We start from the raw sequence: 18,896 nt of genomic DNA, 5'->3' as shown, positions 1-18,896 counted from the left end.
GTTATGACCACCAACCCTTCCATCACCTCCGGTGCGGCCTCCCCGCTCGCGCCGGACTGGCTGGCCGTCCCCGCGGACCTCAACGCCCTGCACAAGCCGTTGTGGGCCGGCGGGGTGGCCCGCAATAACAGCGGGGAGCTGACCATAGACGGGCTGGCCGTCAGCGAACTGCAGCGCGAGTTCGGTACTCCGCTGTTTGTGTTGAGCGAGAGCGACTTCCGGGCCCGGGCCAGGGCTTTTTCCGATGCTTTTAATAACGCTTTCGCCGACATCTGCGGGGGAGTGGACGTCTACTACGCGGGCAAGTCCTTCCTGTGCACCGCGGTGGTCCGCTGGGTGGAGGAGGAGGGGCTGCGCTTGGACACGGCCTCCGGCGGCGAACTCGCCGTCGCGGCCCGCGCCGGGATCCCCGGCGCGGACGTCGCGCTGCACGGCAACAACAAGTCCGACGCCGAGATCCACCGTGCCCTGGACATGAAACTGGGCCGGATCGTCATCGACAGCCTGGCCGAGCTGGACCGCGTAGCGAAGATCGCAGACGCCCGCGGCGAAACGGCGAAGGTGATGCTGCGGCTGACCCCGGGCGTGCACGCCCACACCCACGAATTCATCGCCACCGCCCACGAGGACCAGAAGTTCGGTCTTTCCATGGCCGGGGATTCCACCGAACTGGCCGGGCTGTCCGCGGCCGAGGAAGCCGTGGCTGCGGCTTCGGGCTACCCGGGCATTGAACTTCTGGGCCTGCACTGCCACATTGGTTCGCAGATCTTCGAGCCGGACGGATTTGCCCTTGCCGCGGAGAAGCTGCTCGACTTCCTTGCCGCGATGCAGGAAAAGTACTCGATAGTGCTGCCCGAGCTCGACCTTGGCGGCGGCTACGGTATCGCGTACACGCCTGTGGATACGCCGCGGCCGGCCGCCGAGATCGCGCAGGCGATGGCCGCCGTCGTCCGTTCCAAATGCGAGCAGCTGGGCATTACGGCCCCGAGGATTTCGATCGAACCTGGCCGTGCGATCGTTGGCAGCACCACCTTCACCTTGTATGAAGTAGGCACCCTAAAGACGGTCCGGGTGGATGCGCCGGCCGCCCGCACCGACGTTTCCGGTGCACCGGGCGAAAACTCAGGGAAAAACGTTACGTACCCGCGACGGTATGTGTCGGTGGACGGCGGGATGAGCGACAACCCCCGCCCGGTGCTTTACGACGCGGATTACTCGGCAATCCTGGCCTCGCGGGCCACCGCCGCGGCTCCGCAACTGTCCCGCGTGGTGGGCAAACATTGCGAGAGTGGCGACATAGTTGTTAGAGATGTATACCTGCCCGAGGACGTGGCAGCCGGTGATCTGCTCGCTGTACCGGGGACCGGCGCCTACTGCTGGGCCCTGTCCAGCAACTACAACTATCTGGCCCGGCCGGGCGTTGTCGCTGTGTGCGACGGATCTGCCCGGCTCATTGTCCGCGGGGAAACCGAAGAAGATCTGCTGAACCGCGACATGGGAGTCTGAATGACTGAATTGCGAACCCTGAAAGTAGCCCTCCTGGGCTGTGGCAATGTTGGGGCCCAGGTTGCGCGGATTCTCCTTGACGACGCCGACATGCTGGCCTCGCGTTCCGGTGCCCGCCTGGAACTCGTTGGTATTGCCGTGCGCAACACCGACGCACCACGGGATGTTGAACTTCCCCGGGAACTCTTTACCACCGACGCCGGCGCTCTGGTTAAGGACGCCGACCTGGTGATCGAGCTGATGGGCGGCATCGAGCCGGCGCGCAGCCTGATCCTGGCTGCCATGCGGAACGGCGCTTGCGTCGTCACCGGCAACAAGGCACTCGTTGCCAAGGACGGCCCGACGCTTCACGAGGAAGCGGATAAAGCCGGCGTCCAGCTGTCCTATGAGGCCGCCGTCGCCGGCGCCATTCCCATCCTGCGTCCGATCCGGGACAGCCTTTCCGGCGACCGGATCACCCGCGTGCTCGGCATCGTTAACGGCACCACCAACTTCATCCTGGACCAGATGGATTCGACCGGGGCGCAATTCGCCGATGCCCTGGCCGAGGCCCAGCGCCTGGGCTATGCGGAGGCCGACCCCACCGCCGACGTTGAAGGCCACGACGCCGCCTCCAAGGCCGCGATCCTGGCTTCGCTGTCCTTCCACACGAGGTTTTCCCTCGATGATGTGTACTGCGAGGGCATCAGCTCCGTCACCGCCGCCGACATCGCCGCGGCGAAGGACGCCGGTTTTGTCATCAAGCTGCTCGCGATCGCCGAAAAGTTGACGGCCGCAGGCGGGGAAACCGGCACGGAAACCGACGCCGCAGGAACCACCGGTGTCTCGGTTCGGGTCCACCCGACGCTGCTGCCGCGCGAACACCCGCTGGCAGCAGTACGCGGTGCATTCAACGCCGTTTTTATCGAGGCCGAAAACGCCGGCGAGCTGATGTTCTACGGGCAAGGTGCCGGCGGCAAGCCCACGGCCTCCGCAGTTATGGGGGACCTTGTCTCGGCAGCCCGCAGCATCGTCCTGGGCGGCCCGGGCAGGGCCGAGACCACCACGGGGAAGGTATCGGCGCTTCCCATCACTGCCGCTGCCACCAGCTACTACATCGGCCTGGACGTCGCGGACCAGCCCGGTGTGCTGGCCAAGATCGCCCGGCTTTTCGCCGACCACGGCGTCTCCATTGAAATCATGCGGCAGACCACTCATCGCGATGCTGATTCCAACATCGAGTCGGCGGAACTCCGGATCGTCACCCACCGCGCAAGCGAGGCCGCATTGGCGGCCACCGTCGAGGCCGCCAAGGGCCTGGACGTTATCAATTCCGTTACATCCGTCCTTCGGGTAGAAGGAGTCTAAGTGGCTCACCAATGGCGCGGCGTTATCCGCGAGTACGCTGAACGTCTTCCGGTCACCGAGGCAACCGAGGTGATTACCCTGGGGGAGGGCGGCACTCCGCTCGTTTACGCCCAGCAGCTTTCTGCGCTCACAGGCTGCGAGGTCTACCTCAAGGTCGAAGGCATGAACCCAACCGGTTCGTTTAAGGACCGCGGCATGACGATGGCCATGACGGCCGCGGTGGCCGCCGGCGCCAAGGCCGTTGTGTGTGCCTCCACAGGCAACACCTCCGCGTCCGCCGCCGCTTATGCGACCGCGGCCGGGCTGAAATGCGTTGTGCTGGTGCCGGAAGGCAAGATCTCCATGGGCAAGCTCAGCCAGGCGATCGCCCACGGCGCAACCCTGTTGCAGGTCGACGGAAACTTCGACAACTGCCTCGACATCGCCCGCAAACTGGGGGAGTCCTACCCGGTTTTCCTGGTCAATTCGGTCAACCCGGCCCGGATCGAGGGCCAGAAAACCGGCGCCTTCGAGGTGGTTGACTGGCTCGGGGACGCTCCCGACTTCCATGTGCTCCCGGTGGGCAACGCCGGCAACATCACCGCGTATTGGAAGGGCTACAAAGAGTACTGCTCGCCGTTTGAATCCACCACCGCCGGCACACTCGCCGCCGTTTCCACCAGGACCCCGGTGATGTGGGGCTTCCAGGCAGCCGGCGCGGCACCCTTTGTCGCGGGCCATCCGATCACCGAGCCCGACACGATTGCGACAGCCATCCGGATCGGCAACCCCGCCTCCTGGGACAGTGCCATTGCGGCGCGCGACGAGTCCGGCGGCGTGATCGAAGCCGTGTCCGATGCGGAAATTCTGGCAGCCCACCGCTGGCTCTCCGCCCGTGAGGGTGTATTTGTGGAACCCGGCTCGGCTGCGGGCGTCGCCGGGCTGATCAAGAAGCACACCGCCGGCGAGGTGCCGGTTGGCAAGACAATTGTCATCACCGTAACCGGCCACGGCCTCAAGGATCCGCAGTGGGCGCTCCGCGCGGAGGACGGCAGCGAAGTGCAGCCCGTCAAGGTCGCCAACGACGTCGTCACCGTAGCCACAGCCCTCGGACTGGAAGAAAAATAGCCGTGGAAACCACCCTCACCGTCCCGGCAGAGTCCGCCGCCGACGCCCCGGAGATACCGGCCGGGCAGCTCGTGACGGTCCGGGTGCCGGCCACCAGTGCGAACCTTGGCCCCGGCTTCGACAGCCTGGGTTTGGCGCTGTCCCTGTTCGACACCCTGTCGGTGGAAACCCTGGACAGCGGCGAGCTGGAATTTGAGCTCAGCGGAGAAGGGGCGGAATCCCTGCCCCGTGATGCCAGCCATCTGGTGGTGAAGGCAATCACGGAGGCCCTGCACCGCCTGGGGTTCCGGCACGGCGGGCTTCGGATCACGGCAGACAATGTCAACCCGCACGGCCGCGGTTTGGGCTCCTCAGCGTCAGCCGTGGTCGCCGCCGTCACCGCCGCCAATGCGCTGGTTCCCGAAGCATCGCGCCGGGGCAAGGACTGGGTCCTGCAGCTCACCAGTGAGATGGAAGGCCACCCGGACAACGTCGCACCCGCAATTTTCGGCGGACTGGCGCTCTCATGGCAGGACAGTGACCAGTACAGCAGCACGTGCGCGGCCGTCGCTGCGGCGGTTGTTCCGGTGGTCGCCGTGCCGGACTTTGAACTATCCACCGAGACGGCGCGTGCCCTGCTGCCGGCCTCGGTGGGCCACCACGCCGCGGCGATGAATTCCGGACGTGCGGCCCTGCTGATCCACGCGCTGACGCAAAAACCGGAGTTCCTCCTTGCCGGCACCGAGGACTACCTGCACCAGAGCTATCGTGCCGAGGCCATGCGGCCCAGCGCCGACTTGATCGCGGCTTTGCGGCGGGCTGGCTTTGCGGCCGCCGTGTCCGGGGCCGGGCCCACGGTGCTGGTCCTGGCCAATGGGGTGCGGCAGGCAGAGGCTGCCGTCGCGTTCATCAACGCTTTTACGGCTGGCAACACGCCGGACGTCGGCTGGCGCGTGATGAAGCTGGCTGTGGACGTCGAAGGTGCTAAAGTGGAAGTGCACCGGCGGTAATCACGCAGGCGGTAATTCAGTTACTGTTCAAAAGACCGCGATGTTGGCCTTGTTGCCTCTCTCATCTTTCACTGCGAAATATTGCCCGGTGCCGCCTGCTTTTGGTCTGACGCAGGAATCCGCAGAAAATATCCCTGCACCCCTGAAGAGTCAGCCCGCCGTTTCTCATTTCTTTGGAACGCGCCAGGCGATGCAGTATCTGGCCGTGCTGGCCAATTTCCATCCGGCAAGGCCGAAATCCCGGCTGCAAATCTGAACTGCAGCCCAGATCAAATCATCGCGTCCAGCTCCTAGCCTGGCCGCCGTCGAGGGGGAAGGATCCTTCGTGACCGAAACCACTGAGCTGTCTTCAGCTGTGGAAACATCATCTTCTGCTGCCGGATCGTCAACGGCCGCACCCGCCAAGAGCAGTGGCCTTGCAGGCCTCAAGCTCGCCCAGTTGCAGGCTCTCGCCAGCCAGCTGGGGATTTCCGGCGGTTCCCGGATGCGGAAGGGCGATCTTGTCTCTGCAATTTCGGCTCACCGCGCCGGTACCCCGGTGTCCAAGGCGCCGGCCCGCGGCGCTGAAACGGTGAACGGCAACGGCAGCGCCCCACAGGCAGCGGCGCCGGTCGCTGCTCCGGCTGCCGCCGTCGAATCCGAGGCTCCGGTCCAGGAAAATCCGCGTGCCCGGGGACGTGGCCGCAGCCGCCGCGCCGGCAGCGACGGCGTCATCACTGCTACTGCCACCGAGGCCCCCGCCCAGGCCGCTCCCGCAGCGGAGGCTCCGGCAGCTGCCGAATCCAACGCCGTCGAGTCCGGCTCGGTTGCTGCCTCGGAAGGCGCCGACCGTGCCCGCCAGCCGCGGACCCGCAACCGCCGCCGCGGCGAAGCTGCTGCCCAGGCACCCGAGCAGGCTGCAGCCCAGTCCGCACCCGTCGTCGAGGCCCCCGCCGAGCAGCGCCAGGCAGACCAGGGCAGTGAAGACGGCCAGCGCCGGGAGAACACCCGCAGCCGCGGCGGCCGCGACGAGGTTGCTGCCAGCCGCGATAACGCGGGCAACCGCGATAACAACCGGGACAACGCAGCCAACCGCGAAAACGCCGGTAGCCGGGACAACGCAGCCAACCGCGATAACGCCGGTAGCCGGGACAACGCAGCCAACCGCGATAACAACCGGGACAACGACGACAGCGATGGCGGCAGCCGGCGGAACCGCCGGAACCGGCGTGACCGCAACGACCGCAATGACCGTTCCGGCGGACAGGACAGCCGCGATAACAACGCGCGCAATGACCGTTTCCGCGACCGCAATGACCGGCGTCGGGGACGCGCCCAGGGCCCGGACGTCGACGACGTCGAGGTCACCGAGGACGACGTCCTGCTGCCGGTCGCCGGCATCCTGGACGTACTGGAGAACTACGCGTTTATCCGCACCTCCGGTTACCTGCCGGGCCCGAACGACGTATATGTCTCCCTAGCCCAGGTCAAGAAGTACAACCTGCGCAAGGGCGACGCAGTCGTCGGGGCCATCCGTGCACCGCGCGAAGGCGAGTCCCAGCAAACGAACCAGCAGCAGACCGCCCGCCAAAAGTTCAACGCGCTGGTCCGCGTCACCTCGGTCAACGGCAAGACGCCTGAGGAACTCAAGGACCGCGTTGAGTTCGCGAAGCTGGTCCCGTTGTACCCCTCCGAGCGCCTGCGCCTGGAGACGGACCCCAAGAAGATCGGCCCCCGCGTCATCGACCTGGTCGCCCCGATCGGCAAGGGCCAGCGCGGCCTGATCGTCTCGCCGCCGAAGGCCGGCAAGACGCTCATCCTGCAGTCAATTGCCAACGCCATCACCACCAACAATCCTGAGGTCCACCTCATGATGGTGCTTGTTGACGAGCGCCCCGAAGAAGTCACGGACATGCAGCGCACCGTGAAGGGCGAGGTCATCGCCTCGACCTTCGACCGCCCCGCCGACGACCACACCACGGTGGCCGAACTCTCCATCGAGCGCGCCAAGCGCCTCGTGGAAATGGGCATGGACGTTGTGGTCCTCCTGGACTCGATGACCCGTTTGGGCCGTGCCTACAACCTGGCGGCACCGGCTTCCGGCCGTATCCTCTCAGGTGGCGTCGACTCCGCCGCGCTGTACCCGCCGAAGCGGTTCTTCGGTGCCGCCCGCAACATCGAAAACGGCGGCTCGCTGACCATCCTGGCAACCGCGCTAGTCGAGACCGGTTCCAAGATGGACGAGGTCATCTTCGAAGAGTTCAAGGGCACCGGCAACATGGAACTGCGGCTGTCCCGCCAGCTCGCGGACAAGCGCATCTTCCCGGCGGTAGATGTCAACGCCTCAGGCACGCGCCGTGAGGAAAACCTGCTCTCGCCCGAGGAAGTCAAGATCATGTGGAAGCTGCGCCGGGTCCTGTCCGGACTTGAAACGCAGCAGAGCCTTGAACTGCTGACCAACAAGATCCGGGAGACCCAGAGCAACGTCGAGTTCCTGATGCAGGTGCAGAAGACGACGCTTGGTGCGAAGTCCGATAACGACAAGTAGCTGAGTCAGGGGCGGGGCCGTCGCATATTTGCGGGCCCCGCCCCTTTGTCGTTCCACCCAACGCACGGCATTACTAGACTTGTAGAAGTCGAAAGAGGTTTTGAAATGTTTGAGTCCGTACAGGGCCTGTTGGATGAGCATGATGCCATCCAGGCGCAGCTTGGGGATCCTGCTGTCTACGCTGACCAGAAGCTTGCCCGAAAGCTGGGGCGGCGCTCGGCCCAGCTGAACGGCATTGTCGAGGCGTACCACGCCTGGCACGGTATCGAGGATGACCTTGCCGCTGCCAAAGAGATGGCGGACGAAGACCCGGAGTTTGCTGCCGAGGTTCCGGTCCTGGAGGCCGGGCTGGAGACGGCGGCGGCCAAGCTTCGCCGGCTCCTGATTCCGCGGGACCCCGACGATTCCCGCAATGTGATCCTTGAGGTCAAGGGTGGTGAAGGCGGCGACGAGGCTGCCCTTTTTGCCGCCGACCTGCTGCGGATGTACACCCGGTACGCGGAAACCCGGGGTTGGAAGACCGAGATGATTTCTGCCAACGAATCCGACCTGGGCGGCTACAAGGACGTCCAGGTGGCGATCAAGGGCAACTCGAGCGACCCGGCAGAAGGTGTCTATGCGCGGCTCAAGTTCGAAGGCGGCGTGCACCGGGTGCAGCGCGTTCCCGTGACGGAATCCCAGGGGCGCATCCACACCTCCGCTGCCGGTGTGCTGGTACTTCCCGAAGTGGACGAACCCGAAGAACTTGAGATCAACCAGAACGACCTCAAGATCGACGTCTACCGTTCGTCCGGCCCCGGCGGCCAGTCCGTGAACACCACCGACTCCGCTGTCCGGATCACCCACCTTCCCACCGGCATTGTGGTGGCCATGCAAAACGAAAAGTCGCAGCTGCAGAACCGTGAAGCCGGCATGCGTGTCCTGCGTGCCCGCATCCTGGCGCACCAGCAGGAGCAGATTGATGCCGAAAACTCTGCCCAGCGCAAATCACAGATCCGCACCATGGACCGCTCGGAGCGAATCCGCACGTACAACTACCCGGAAAACCGGATAGCGGACCACCGCACCGGATACAAGGCGTACAACTTGGACCAGGTTATGAACGGCGACCTGGAACCGGTCATCCAGTCGGCCATCGAGATGGACGAACAGGCCCGCCTCGACGCTATCGGCGACTAGCCGGGCCCGGCGTGGTGATACCAGAAGGAGCCGGCCTGAGCCTTGCGGACGCCGTCCGCGAGGCCACCGCAGCGCTGGCCGCCGCGGGGGTCCCGAGTCCGCGAGCCGACGCGGAACTGCTCGCAGATCATCTGCTGGGCGTTGGCCTCGGCCGGCTCCGTGCGCTGATGCTCGGTGACAGCCCGGCACCGGTTGGCTATCAGGAGCTCATCGCCGAGCGGGCCCGGCGCGTTCCGCTGCAGCACATCACGGGCGTTGCGCATTTCCGGTACCTGGAGCTGGCAGTCGGGCCGGGAGTGTTTATTCCCAGGCCGGAAACCGAAACCGTGGTGCAGCTTGTCATCGACAGACTGCAGGGACAGGCGCATCCTAAGGTGGTCGATCTGGGCACCGGGTCGGGAGCCATCGCCGGGTCGATCGCGCACGAGATTCCCGGCGCCGAGGTCCACGCCGTCGAATTCAGCGAGTTCGCGCACGCGTGGGCCGCGAGGAATCTGCTGCCGCTCGGCGTTCACTTGACCCGTGGTGATCTGCGTGATGCGCTGCCCGCGCACAACGGCACCTTCGACGTTGTGGTCTCGAACCCGCCCTACATTCCTGCCGGCGCGATCCCCAACGAACCCGAAGTAGCGCTGCACGACCCGCCCGAGGCACTCTACGGCGGGGGAGCGGACGGTATGGAGCTTCCGGCGGCGGCAGCGGCTTCCGCCGCCAGGCTCCTGCTCCCCGGGGGATATTTTGTGATGGAGCACGCCGAAGTCCAGGCCGGCTGGATCGCCGCGATGCTGGAGCGCTCCGGACGTTGGTCCCGCGTTACCACACATCGTGACCTCAACGGCAGGGACCGGGCCACGAGTGCCGTCCTTGCCGACCGGCTTCCGCCTGGTGGCCGGGGCAACTCATCCAGTGATGAAAGAATGGGCCAGTGACGACTAGCTACGATTGCACGGCGGCTGAGCAGCGCGCCGCAGGACTTGAACACGCCCAGCGGGCCATCCGGGAGCACAAGTGTGTGGTCTTCCCGACGGACACCGTGTACGGGATCGCCGCCGACGCGTTCTCACCCCTCGCGGTGACCTTGTTGCTGGCATCGAAAGGGCGCAGCCGCAAAATGCCGCCGCCCGTGCTCATCCCCAGGCTCAATGCCCTCGACGGCCTCGCAACGGACGTTCCGGCCGAGGCCCGGCGCCTGGCAGAGGCATTCTGGCCCGGCGCTCTCACCCTGATCCTGCATGCCCAGCCGTCCCTTGACTGGGACCTCGGCGACACCAGAGGCACCGTCGCACTCCGGCTCCCGGCCGATGACCTCGCCCAGGACCTCCTAACGCTGACCGGTCCGCTGGCAGTGTCCTCGGCGAACCGCACCGGACAGCCGGCGGCCCAGACCGCTGCGGAGGCCGAAGCCCAGCTGGCGGAATCCGTGGAGGTCTACCTGGAGGGCGGCGCGCGGCCGGTCGAGGGGTCCGATGCGCTGCCGTCCACCATTGTTGATGCCACCTCCGTGCCGCTGCGGGTGGTACGCAAGGGTGCCATCAGCCTGGAGCGGCTCCGGGAGGTTGTGCCGGAATTGCTCGGTGCCGGCGAGGAGCCCGCCGCCGTTGATGCCCCGGACACCACCACTGCCACCCCGTCACACAGCACCGCTGAGGACAGCGCTACACCCGCCGCCGACGACGATTCTCCGAGGAACTGACATGCACCCCAAAGTCGCCGTCGCGGCAGTAACTTTCGACCGCCACGAGGAACTCACCCTCCTGCTCAAGGGCCTGGCCGACCAGACGGCTCCCATCCACTCGATCGCTCTCGTGGACTCCGGCACCGTCCCGGCGACCGCGATCGTCAACGCGGGCGGGGAGAACATCAACTACCTGCGCTCCGAGGCGAACCTCGGCGGTGCCGGAGGGTTCGCTTATGCGATTCTGGCTGCGATGGCCAGCGGCGCGGAGTGGATCTGGATGATGGATGATGACGGGCACCCCGAGGATAAGAGCTGCCTCGCCGAACTGCTCAAGTGCGCCGAAGAGCACCAGCTCGACATTGTGAGCCCCCTCGTCGCCGCAACGTCCGATCCCAACCGGCTCTCATTCAATTTCCGGATCAACGGGTTCCTGACCAACGACCGCTCCAGGCTCGCGTCGATGGGCTACCTTCCGGACATGGTGCATTTTTTCAACGGCGCACTGATCCGCACGGAGGTGTTCTACAAGATCGGCATCCCTGACGTGAAGTTCTTTATCCGCGGCGACGAGGTCGACTTCCTGTCGCGGGTCAAGAAGGCCGGCCTCAAATACGGCACCCTGGCCACCGTCGCCGTCCAGCACCCGGCTACCTGGACGGAGATGAAACCCGTCTTCGGCGGGTTCCTTACCCCCGTTATTCCCGAGGGCGAGTTCAAGCGGTACTGCTATTTCCGCAACCGCGGCTACCTCACCCGGAAGTACCGGAACCTGCGCTGGTTCGGCGCCGACATCGTCGGGTTCCCTTACTTCTTCCTGAAAACCGGTGACGTCAAGGGCCTCGCGCGGTGGTTCCGGGCTTACTCCACCGGCTTCCGCGGTCAGGGCTTCGGCTCGCCCGCACAGCTTATGCCGACCAACAGCTAGGCCGGCGTGGAGAAGCTGTTCGCCGTCGTTGTCACCTACAACCGTGCCGACTTACTGCAGAATCTGCTCGAGTCCTTTAGCCGGCTGGGCACCCGGCCGGACCGGATCGTGGTGGTGGACAACGCCAGCAGCGATCACACCCCTGACGTTATTGCCCGAGCAATGGCCTCCGGTGCAGTGCCGATCCAGTACGAACGGCTTTCCGCGAACGCCGGCGGCTCCGGCGGCTTCTCCCGCGGTGTGGAGCTTGCCCTCGCGGCCGGTGCCGAATGGCTTTGGCTGATGGACGACGACGTCGAGGTACTCCCCGGGGCGGTCGAGGCGCTTGACAAGTTCACGCCGGACTACTCGTGCATGATAGGACGCCGCTACGATGCCGCCGGCAAGCCGTTCTTCTGGCAGCACCATTTTGTTGAATCACTCGGCGTTTTCCTGCCCGTCTCCGGGGATGTCTTCGGTACCTCGGAGGTCTTTCGGACCAACGTGGGAAATTTCGAGGGCATGCTGATCAAGGCCTCGCTGGCCCGCACCATCGGCCTGCCGGATCCGCGGTTCTTTATCACCTGGGACGACCTCATTTACGGCTGGCTCGCGGCGCAGCAGACCCCGGTGGTCTATGTAAACGCCTTTGTTATCAAAAAGGTGCGGGCCCAGCGCCAAGTGGATCTGGGCGTCCGCCACCTCAATGATTCGAGTGACCTGAGCCGCCGCTACGTGATGCGCAATCGGGGCCATGTGGCGCAGTACCTTCGTGCCTACGGCAAGTTCAACAGGCTGGGTTTTGGTGCCGGAACGGCACTGACTTATTTGAAGGAAGTTGCTCGGCTGGTGCTGGTGGAGCGCAGCATCAGGGGAGCCGGGGCGCTGTGGAACGGCTGGCGCGAATCGCGGGCCATCCTGGCCGACCGCAACTGGCAGCCGATGCCGCCGGTGCCCGGTCCAGCTCCCCGTAAGGAGGGCTGAGGCAGGTGCAGGTCCGGACGAACCCGTCCCGCCGGACCCCTAAGGACCCGGGGTTCCCATCCGGGAGCGATTAGTATCGTGGGAGAACCGGGTACTGTCCGGCAGTTGCAGGGCGGGTAATTATTGAAACAGGCGGATGGCCGCCGTGGTAGTGGAAGTCGGTTGCAATCTCTGTTGACTACGAAATCTGAAGCGCGCGAACCCGCCGCAGCACTGGAGGAGACAAAGCCTCCGCTCTGGATCTGGATCCAGCTCTTCCTGGACTCAATGTCGTGGGTCGTCGCGATCGTCCTGGCCCTGCTGCTGCGCTATGAAATGGGCATCAGGGAAGAACAGCTTGTCAGTGCCCTGATCATCATGGCCATCGCCATAGTGGTGCAGGCCCTGGCAGGCTATGCGCTGGCGCTGTACCGCGGCAGGTATCCGTTCGGAAGTTTCCAGGAAGCCAAGGCGCTGGTCTTTGTCACAGTGATTGTCGCGGCCTCCATCACGCTGAGCCTGCTGGTGCTCTATGAAGCCATCGGAATCGGCCGCAGCGTGGGGCTCATCGCCTTCCCGTTCGCCTGCCTCTTTATGGGGGCCGCCCGCTATGCCAAGAGGCTCTATGTTGAGGGCAAACACCGTCCCGGCGACAGCGCCCAGAATACCCTGATCTATGGCGCGGGTTTCCTCGGCAACTCGCTGCTGACGCGGATGCTGCAGGACGCCGAATCGCCGTATTATCCTGTTGGACTGATTGACGACGATCCCACGAAGAAGCACCTGCGGCTCTCCGGCGTGCAGGTCCTGGGCCGCGGCGACGACCTGCCGGCCATCATCCGGCGCACCCGCGCCACAGTGCTGGTACTGGCGTTTGCCAATGTGGAGGCTTCCGTGGTCCGGCGGATTTCCGACGCAGTAGCCGGAATGAATGTTCGGGTGCTGGTCCTGCCGCCTTTGCGCGACATGCTCGGCGGCGGGGCGCCCCAGGGCTTCTCCGACTTCCGCGAAGTGGCTGTCGAGGACCTGATCGGGCGGCGCCCGGTCGATATCAAAGTCGATGAGATTGCCGGCTACATCAAGAGCAAACGCGTCCTTGTCACCGGGGCCGGCGGATCCATCGGGTCCGAACTGTGCCGGCAGATCGTCCAGTTCTCGCCGGCCGAGCTGATCATGCTTGACCACGACGAAACCGGGCTGCAGCAGACCCAGATCACCATTACCGGACGGGGACTGCTTGCTGGCCGTGACACCGTCCTGGCGAGCATCCGCGACGCGGACGCGCTTCAGGAGATCTTCCAGGACCGCCGCCCGGAGGTGGTGTTCCACGCTGCCGCCCTCAAACACGCGCCGTTGCTGCAGCAGTATCCGATCGAGGCCTGGAAGACGAACGTCCTGGGCACCCTCAACGTCCTGCGTGCCGCAAAGCACGCCGGGGTATCGCACTTCGTGAATATCTCCACGGACAAGGCGGCAAACCCGACGACGGCGCTGGGCCACTCGAAGCGCGTCGCCGAAAAGCTGGCCGCGTGGATGGCGGGCCAGACCGGCCGCAAATTTGTCTCCGTCAGGTTCGGGAACGTTATGGGCAGCCGCGGCTCGATGCTGCCGCTCTTTACGGAGCAGATCCGGGTGGGCGGTCCCGTGACTGTCACCGACCCCGAGGTCACCCGCTTTTTTATGACGATTCCGGAAGCGTGCCAGCTGGTCATCCAGGCCGGCGCGATCGGACGCGGCGGAGAGGTGATGATCCTTGACATGGGGGAACCGGTGAAAATCCTGGACGTTGCCCAACGCATGATCGCGATGTCCGGCAAGAAGGTTGAGATCGTCTACACCGGGCTCCGGCCCGGCGAGAAACTCCACGAGGAACTCGTTGGAATCGGCGAGCTCGACGAACGCCCGCTGCATCCGAAGATCTCCCACACGCAGGCCCACCAGCAGGACCCGTCCGGGCTGGACCTCGACGACTGGCTGGCCCGCTGCGAGGCGGAGCAGGGTCTGGACATCGCTTCCATCCCGGACGATGAAGCGGACGAACCGGGCGAGCACACAAGGGTTGCATCCTGATGCTGATCTTCCTCACTGCCGCCGTCACCCTGCTAGCGAGCGTGCTGCTTCCGTTTGCCGTAAAGCCGTGGCTGGTGAAGATGGGCGTCGTTGACGTTCCCACGGCCCGGTCGTCCCACGGCGCAACCACCATCCGGGGCATGGGAGTGGCCGTTTCGGTGGCCACCGCCATCGGCTACGGGGCCGCCGGCCTGCTGGGAGCGGTGACGGTGGACCGTTCGGTCTTCCTGGTGGTGCTGTGCATCATCGTTGCCAGCGCAGCGGTGGGATGGATTGAAGACCTCCGTGGTCTCTCCATTCGGGGCCGGGCGGCCGCCCAGCTGGGGATTGGTGCCGCGGGTTCCGCAGCTCTGCTCCTGCTCACCGGCCAGTCCTTCTGGTGGTTGCCGCTGGCGGCGCTGGCAATTGCTGCGTACATCAACATCGCGAACTTCATGGACGGCGTCAACGGGATTTCGAGTTTCCACGGCGTCCTGGCGGGCAGCGCCTACGCGGTGGCAGGGGTCTTGGCGGAACAGCCGTGGCTTACCGCTGGTGGGGCGGTGCTGGCCATGTCCTTCCTGGGCTTCCTGCCGTGGAACTTGTCCAGGGGCTCCGTTTTCCTGGGCGACGTCGGCAGCTACCTGCTGGGTGCCTCGGTGGCTGCCTTGGCCGTGGCGGGGTTCTTCAGCGGTGTCTACGTGGAATATGTCCTGTCGCCGATCCTCGTCTATGTTGCCGACACCGGCTACACCCTGCTGCGCCGGATTAATGCCGGTGAACGCTGGTACGCGTCCCACCGGGAGCACGTCTACCAGCGGTTGACCGACGTCGGATTTTCGCACCTTCAGTCGGCAGGCACCGTCGCGGCGTGCACGGCGGCAGTGATCGTTTTCAGCTTCATCGCCGCCACGGCTACCCTGCCTGTGGTGGTGCTCTGCGTCGCCGGAAGCCTGGCCGTCCTTGGGCTTTACCTGGCGTCACCGGACCTGATCCGACACTTCGGGAGGCGCCGGAAGGTTACCAGGTCGCCGGTAACCTAAGCGGGCCGGCGCCCGCGGCGCGGCACGGGACGCCGCCATGTTCTATCTCGTGTAGAATTTAGGGGCGGGTTGACGCCGCGACTTCTACCAGCACCCGCCCCGCGACGATTGGGATCCCATGACCTCCAACGCCGATCCCGGACCCGTCTCCGGCAACGGATCTGTTGGTGCCTCCGGCCCCACACCAGCCCTGTGGCTGCGTTTGCTGGGAATAAGTTCGGCAGTCAGCGGCGGAGCCCTGCTGCTGGTGGCTGTGGCGGCAGTGCTGCTGGCTTCGACGGCAGCTGCCTTTTCCTGGCTTCTCGGCGGAGCCCTGGTCGCCGTCTTTTTCGCCATCAGCCTGCTGATCGGCCACTTCGCCGGACGTAACAACCCCTCGGGTGCAATTGGCCTTTTCGCCGCAACATACTTCATCAAGGTCGTTGGCTTTGCCGTGGTGCTTTTTGCCATCGGCACCCCCGACTGGCTTTCCCGGGGCTGGTTCCTGGCCGGCGCCGTCGTGACAGTTGTGTTGTGGCAGGCCGCCGAGATCTACGGTTTCAGCACGGCCCGGCTGCAGATCTACAACGACCCCAAGACCTCCGAAGGCGGCACCGATGTCTAGCCGCAAAGACGGACGCGCAAACAAGCCCAGAACCCACAAAACCACTGGCGGAGCCCCCGGTGTATCCGAGAACGGCAGGGACGGCGGATACAACGCCGGAATAGCCGTCTTCAGCTACATTGTTGGCGGAATCATCGTCTGGAGTTTGATAGGGTGGGGTCTGGATAATCTGTGGGGAACCCGCTGGATTGTGCTCGCAGGCGCCCTGCTTGGAGCCGCCGGAGGTTTCTATCTTTCTCACATGCACGGCCTCACCAGCCCGGAGCATTCCGCCGGCGGGGACAATGCCGCACGTGGCCCGTCCGTGGACGAGGATCAGTAATGCCAAATAATTTCACAGGGGGAGAGGCCGGCAGCAACGCCGACTTTCCCCGACCAACGCCCAATGATGGACACTGCAGAGAGGAAACGCGTTGATCGCGCTTGCGCTCCCGGCCCAAGATTCAGGACCTTTTTCGCCTCCTGGAATTGAAGAAATGCACCTGCCGGCAATCCTGCCGTGGGGGGCGGCCGACGGATTCTCCAAGCAGATGCTGCTGGTAATCCTTTCGGTCGTTATTATCGCCACATTCTTTCTGCTAGCTGCCCGCAAGGGCCAGCTTGTCCCCGGCAAACTGCAGTTTGCGGGTGAAGCCGCTTACGGCTTCGTCCGCAATGGCATTGCCAAAGACATCATCGGCGGCAAAGACTTTATGAAGTACGTCCCGCTGTTGTTCAGCCTCTTCTTCTTTATCCTGGTGAACAACATCTACGGTGCCATTCCGGTCATCCAGCTCCCGACGTTCTCACACGTCGGCGGCGCCTATGTGATGGCCGCGATTGTGTACATTACCTGGATCGTCATCGGCGTCAGGAAAAACGGACTGCGCTACTTCAAGCTGGCCACCGTTCCCTCCGGAGTCCCGGGCTACATTCTTCCGATCGTTATCCCGATCGAGATCATCTCCAACTTCCTGGTCCGCCCGGTGACGCACAGCCTGCGTTTGTTTGCGACGATGCTGGCGGGGCACCTGATCGTGATGATTGCCGGTTCCGGCATCGAGTACCTCGTGATGAATGAAAACCTCCTGCTGAAGGGCACCTCGGTGCTCGTTCTCGCCGGCGCAATTGCGATGTACATGCTCGAAGCGCTGATTATGGTTCTGCAGGCATACGTGTTTACGCTGCTGACCGCCATCTACATTGAAGGCGCGCTGCACGCGGACAGCCACTAGGCACCCCAAACTTCCCCTTGCGGGATGAAGCAACCCAAACAACCTGCCGCACAGACGGCATCTTGAAAGGAAGAAAAATGAACGGCTCTCTCAACCTCGTAGGTTACGGTCTGTCCGCAATCGGCGGTGGTATCGGTGTTGGTCTCGTGTTCGCCGCGTACATCAACGGTGTTGCACGCCAGCCGGAGGCACAGCGTGTGCTCCAGCCGATCGCCTTCCTCGGCCTCGCGCTGACCGAAGCCCTCGCCATCCTCGGCCTGGTCTTCGCGTTCGTTCTCTAGTCTGAACCATAGAACTAAAGCGAACATCCAGAACCGAGTAGATAAGGACGGGTGAATTATGAATCAGCTGATCATCTCAGCCGCCGTTGAAGGCCAGTCGCCTTTGCTTCCCAATGTCTGGGAAATGGGCGTCGTCTTGGCCGGCTTTGCTGTCCTCATGTTCATCGTGGTCAAGTATGTTGTCCCGATGTTCGAGAAGACCTTCGCGGAGCGTGCCGAGGCCATCGAAGGTGGCATTGCCAAGGCTGAAAAGGCCCAGGCAGAGGCTTCCGCCGCGCTCGAAGAGTACAAGCAGCAGCTTACGGACGCCCGTGCCGAGGCCAACCGCATCCGCGAGGAAGCCCGTGCCGAAGGCGCCCAGATTCTTGCGGACCTGAAGGAGAAGGCGGCTGCCGAGTCTGCTCGCATCACGGCGCAGGCACACGCAGCCATCCAGTCCGAGCGTCAGGCGGCCGTTGTGTCGCTCCGCTCGGAGGTCGGCACGCTTGCCACGACACTGGCTGGCCGCATCGTCGGCGAGTCCCTCGAGGACGACGCGCGTTCGGCCCGTGTGGTTGACCGTTTCCTGGCAGATCTGGAGAACCAGAACGCAGGTGCAGCTAAGTAATGGCAGGTGTATCGAGCGGATCGCTGACCGCGGCCTTGGCGGCTTTGGAAGTCAAACTTCCTTTCGCCTCGCTGCAGCTGGCTAAAGAACTCTTCGGAATTCTGGGCACGGTAGACAGCTCGGCTGGCTTGCGACGCGCCCTGACTGACCCTTCCCGCAGCGGCGCGGACAAGTCGGCGCTGGTCAAGCAGCTCTTTGGCGGGAACGTCTCCGCGGAAGCTGTGGACATCGTGAGCGGACTGGCCGGCTCGCGCTGGGCGTCAGCCCGGGATATCGGCGATGCTCTCGAGACTCTTGCCGCTTCGGTGGTCATTGCCGTTGCTGAGAACAAGTCGGCTGCCGCTGCCTCAGGCATCAGCGGGCTGGAAGCGCTGGAGAACGACCTGTTCTCTTTCAACCAGGCCGTCGATTCCAATCACGAGGTCCAGCGTGCTGTGTCCGAACCGCAGGCCAGCGCGGCTGCCAAGGTGACCCTCGCTGAAAAGCTTGTACCCAGTGCAAGCGAGGAAGCGAAAGTCCTGATTGGACAAGCAGTTTCGCAGCCCCGCGGCCTCAAGGCGACCAAGCTTGTTCGTCGTTTCGCGGAGCTTGCAGCAAAGCGCCAGCAGCGCTGGATTGCAACAGTCAGCGTCACCCGTCCGCTGACGGAGACACAGACCAGCCGTCTGCAGGAGGGCCTGAACGCCCTGTACGGACGCGAGCTCAAGATCAACATGAACGTTGACCCGGCACTGATCGGTGGCATCCGGATCCAGGTAGGGGATGAAGTGGTAGACGCTTCTGTCCTCGCCCGCCTGGGCCAGCTCCACCGCCAGCTTGCTTAGCCAGCCGGACCAGCACAACTAAACGAAACCCCGGTCATCGTGAGCAACGATGATCACGAAAACAGGAGAGCAGG

General features: G+C 64.4%; 19 protein-coding genes. All 19 read left to right on the top strand.

Annotated elements, in window-relative coordinates; genetic code table 11:
* The first annotated feature begins 3 nt into the window (after positions 1–3).
* The 19 genes from lysA to QK287_RS13625 all read left to right on the top strand — a co-directional run bounded on the left by lysA (position 4) and on the right by QK287_RS13625 (position 18,822).
* Positions 4–1,506 (top strand): diaminopimelate decarboxylase, encoded by a 1,503-nt coding sequence (gene lysA / locus QK287_RS13715; protein ID WP_282360429.1) that lies wholly within the window; start codon positions 4–6, stop codon positions 1,504–1,506.
* Positions 1,507–2,853: a homoserine dehydrogenase gene (locus tag QK287_RS13710; RefSeq protein WP_226774444.1), complete on the top strand. Its 1,347-nt coding sequence runs from the start codon at positions 1,507–1,509 to the stop codon at positions 2,851–2,853.
* Positions 2,854–3,960, top strand: a complete 1,107-nt coding sequence (gene thrC / locus QK287_RS13705; RefSeq protein ID WP_282360427.1) for a threonine synthase — start codon at positions 2,854–2,856, stop codon at positions 3,958–3,960.
* 2 nt (positions 3,961–3,962) lie between these two features.
* The gene (thrB, locus tag QK287_RS13700; protein WP_226774446.1) at positions 3,963–4,949 is read left to right on the top strand and encodes a homoserine kinase; all 987 of its coding nucleotides are present in this window, start codon (positions 3,963–3,965) and stop codon (positions 4,947–4,949) included.
* A 40-nt stretch (positions 4,950–4,989) separates the two neighbouring features.
* Complete coding sequence (locus QK287_RS13695; RefSeq protein ID WP_226774447.1) at positions 4,990–5,205, top strand: hypothetical protein; 216 nt, start codon at positions 4,990–4,992, stop codon at positions 5,203–5,205.
* Between the two features lie 69 nt (positions 5,206–5,274).
* Positions 5,275–7,476 carry a transcription termination factor Rho gene (gene rho, locus QK287_RS13690; protein WP_282360425.1) on the top strand — a complete coding sequence of 734 codons (2,202 nt, stop codon included), beginning with the start codon at positions 5,275–5,277 and terminating at the stop codon, positions 7,474–7,476.
* A gap of 105 nt (positions 7,477–7,581) precedes the next feature.
* The gene (gene prfA / locus QK287_RS13685) at positions 7,582–8,655 is read left to right on the top strand and encodes a peptide chain release factor 1 (protein WP_226774449.1); all 1,074 of its coding nucleotides are present in this window, start codon (positions 7,582–7,584) and stop codon (positions 8,653–8,655) included.
* Between the two features lie 17 nt (positions 8,656–8,672).
* Entirely contained in the window at positions 8,673–9,584 is a 912-nt protein-coding gene (gene prmC / locus QK287_RS13680) for a peptide chain release factor N(5)-glutamine methyltransferase (RefSeq protein WP_282360497.1), read from the top strand.
* Positions 9,581–10,348: an L-threonylcarbamoyladenylate synthase gene (locus QK287_RS13675; RefSeq protein ID WP_282360424.1), complete on the top strand. Its 768-nt coding sequence runs from the start codon at positions 9,581–9,583 to the stop codon at positions 10,346–10,348. Before prmC ends, QK287_RS13675 begins: the two co-directional genes overlap by 4 nt.
* 1 nt (position 10,349) lies before the next feature.
* Positions 10,350–11,258 carry a glycosyltransferase gene (locus QK287_RS13670; RefSeq protein WP_282360423.1) on the top strand — a complete coding sequence of 303 codons (909 nt, stop codon included), beginning with the start codon at positions 10,350–10,352 and terminating at the stop codon, positions 11,256–11,258.
* A gap of 6 nt (positions 11,259–11,264) precedes the next feature.
* Positions 11,265–12,221, top strand: a complete 957-nt coding sequence (locus tag QK287_RS13665; protein ID WP_226774452.1) for a glycosyltransferase — start codon at positions 11,265–11,267, stop codon at positions 12,219–12,221.
* Between the two features lie 174 nt (positions 12,222–12,395).
* Entirely contained in the window at positions 12,396–14,270 is a 1,875-nt protein-coding gene (locus tag QK287_RS13660) for a nucleoside-diphosphate sugar epimerase/dehydratase (protein ID WP_226774453.1), read from the top strand.
* The gene (locus tag QK287_RS13655; protein WP_226774454.1) at positions 14,270–15,292 is read left to right on the top strand and encodes a UDP-phosphate glycosyltransferase; all 1,023 of its coding nucleotides are present in this window, start codon (positions 14,270–14,272) and stop codon (positions 15,290–15,292) included. The genes QK287_RS13660 and QK287_RS13655 overlap by 1 nt, the downstream gene beginning before the upstream one ends.
* 118 nt (positions 15,293–15,410) lie before the next feature.
* Entirely contained in the window at positions 15,411–15,896 is a 486-nt protein-coding gene (locus QK287_RS13650; RefSeq protein ID WP_282360422.1) for a hypothetical protein, read from the top strand.
* Positions 15,889–16,218, top strand: coding sequence for a hypothetical protein (locus QK287_RS13645; RefSeq protein WP_282360421.1), 330 nt, complete (start codon positions 15,889–15,891; stop codon positions 16,216–16,218). Before QK287_RS13650 ends, QK287_RS13645 begins: the two co-directional genes overlap by 8 nt.
* A 91-nt stretch (positions 16,219–16,309) precedes the next feature.
* A complete protein-coding gene (gene atpB, locus QK287_RS13640; protein ID WP_226774457.1) occupies positions 16,310–17,110 on the top strand; it encodes a F0F1 ATP synthase subunit A in 801 nt (266 codons plus the stop codon).
* Between the two features lie 77 nt (positions 17,111–17,187).
* Positions 17,188–17,391, top strand: a complete 204-nt coding sequence (gene atpE / locus QK287_RS13635) for an ATP synthase F0 subunit C (RefSeq protein ID WP_226774458.1) — start codon at positions 17,188–17,190, stop codon at positions 17,389–17,391.
* Positions 17,392–17,449: 58 nt separating this feature from the next.
* Entirely contained in the window at positions 17,450–17,998 is a 549-nt protein-coding gene (locus QK287_RS13630) for a F0F1 ATP synthase subunit B (RefSeq protein WP_226774459.1), read from the top strand.
* Positions 17,998–18,822, top strand: coding sequence for a F0F1 ATP synthase subunit delta (locus QK287_RS13625; RefSeq protein ID WP_282360419.1), 825 nt, complete (start codon positions 17,998–18,000; stop codon positions 18,820–18,822). Before QK287_RS13630 ends, QK287_RS13625 begins: the two co-directional genes overlap by 1 nt.
* The last annotated feature ends 74 nt before the right edge of the window (positions 18,823–18,896 follow it).

Origin of the sequence: Arthrobacter sp. AL05 (assembly GCF_029960715.1) — a bacterium.
In the GTDB taxonomy this organism is placed as follows: Bacteria; Actinomycetota; Actinomycetes; order Actinomycetales; family Micrococcaceae; genus Arthrobacter.
Note: the sequence above shows the minus strand (reverse complement) of the source record. Positions and strands in the feature narration are given on the sequence as shown.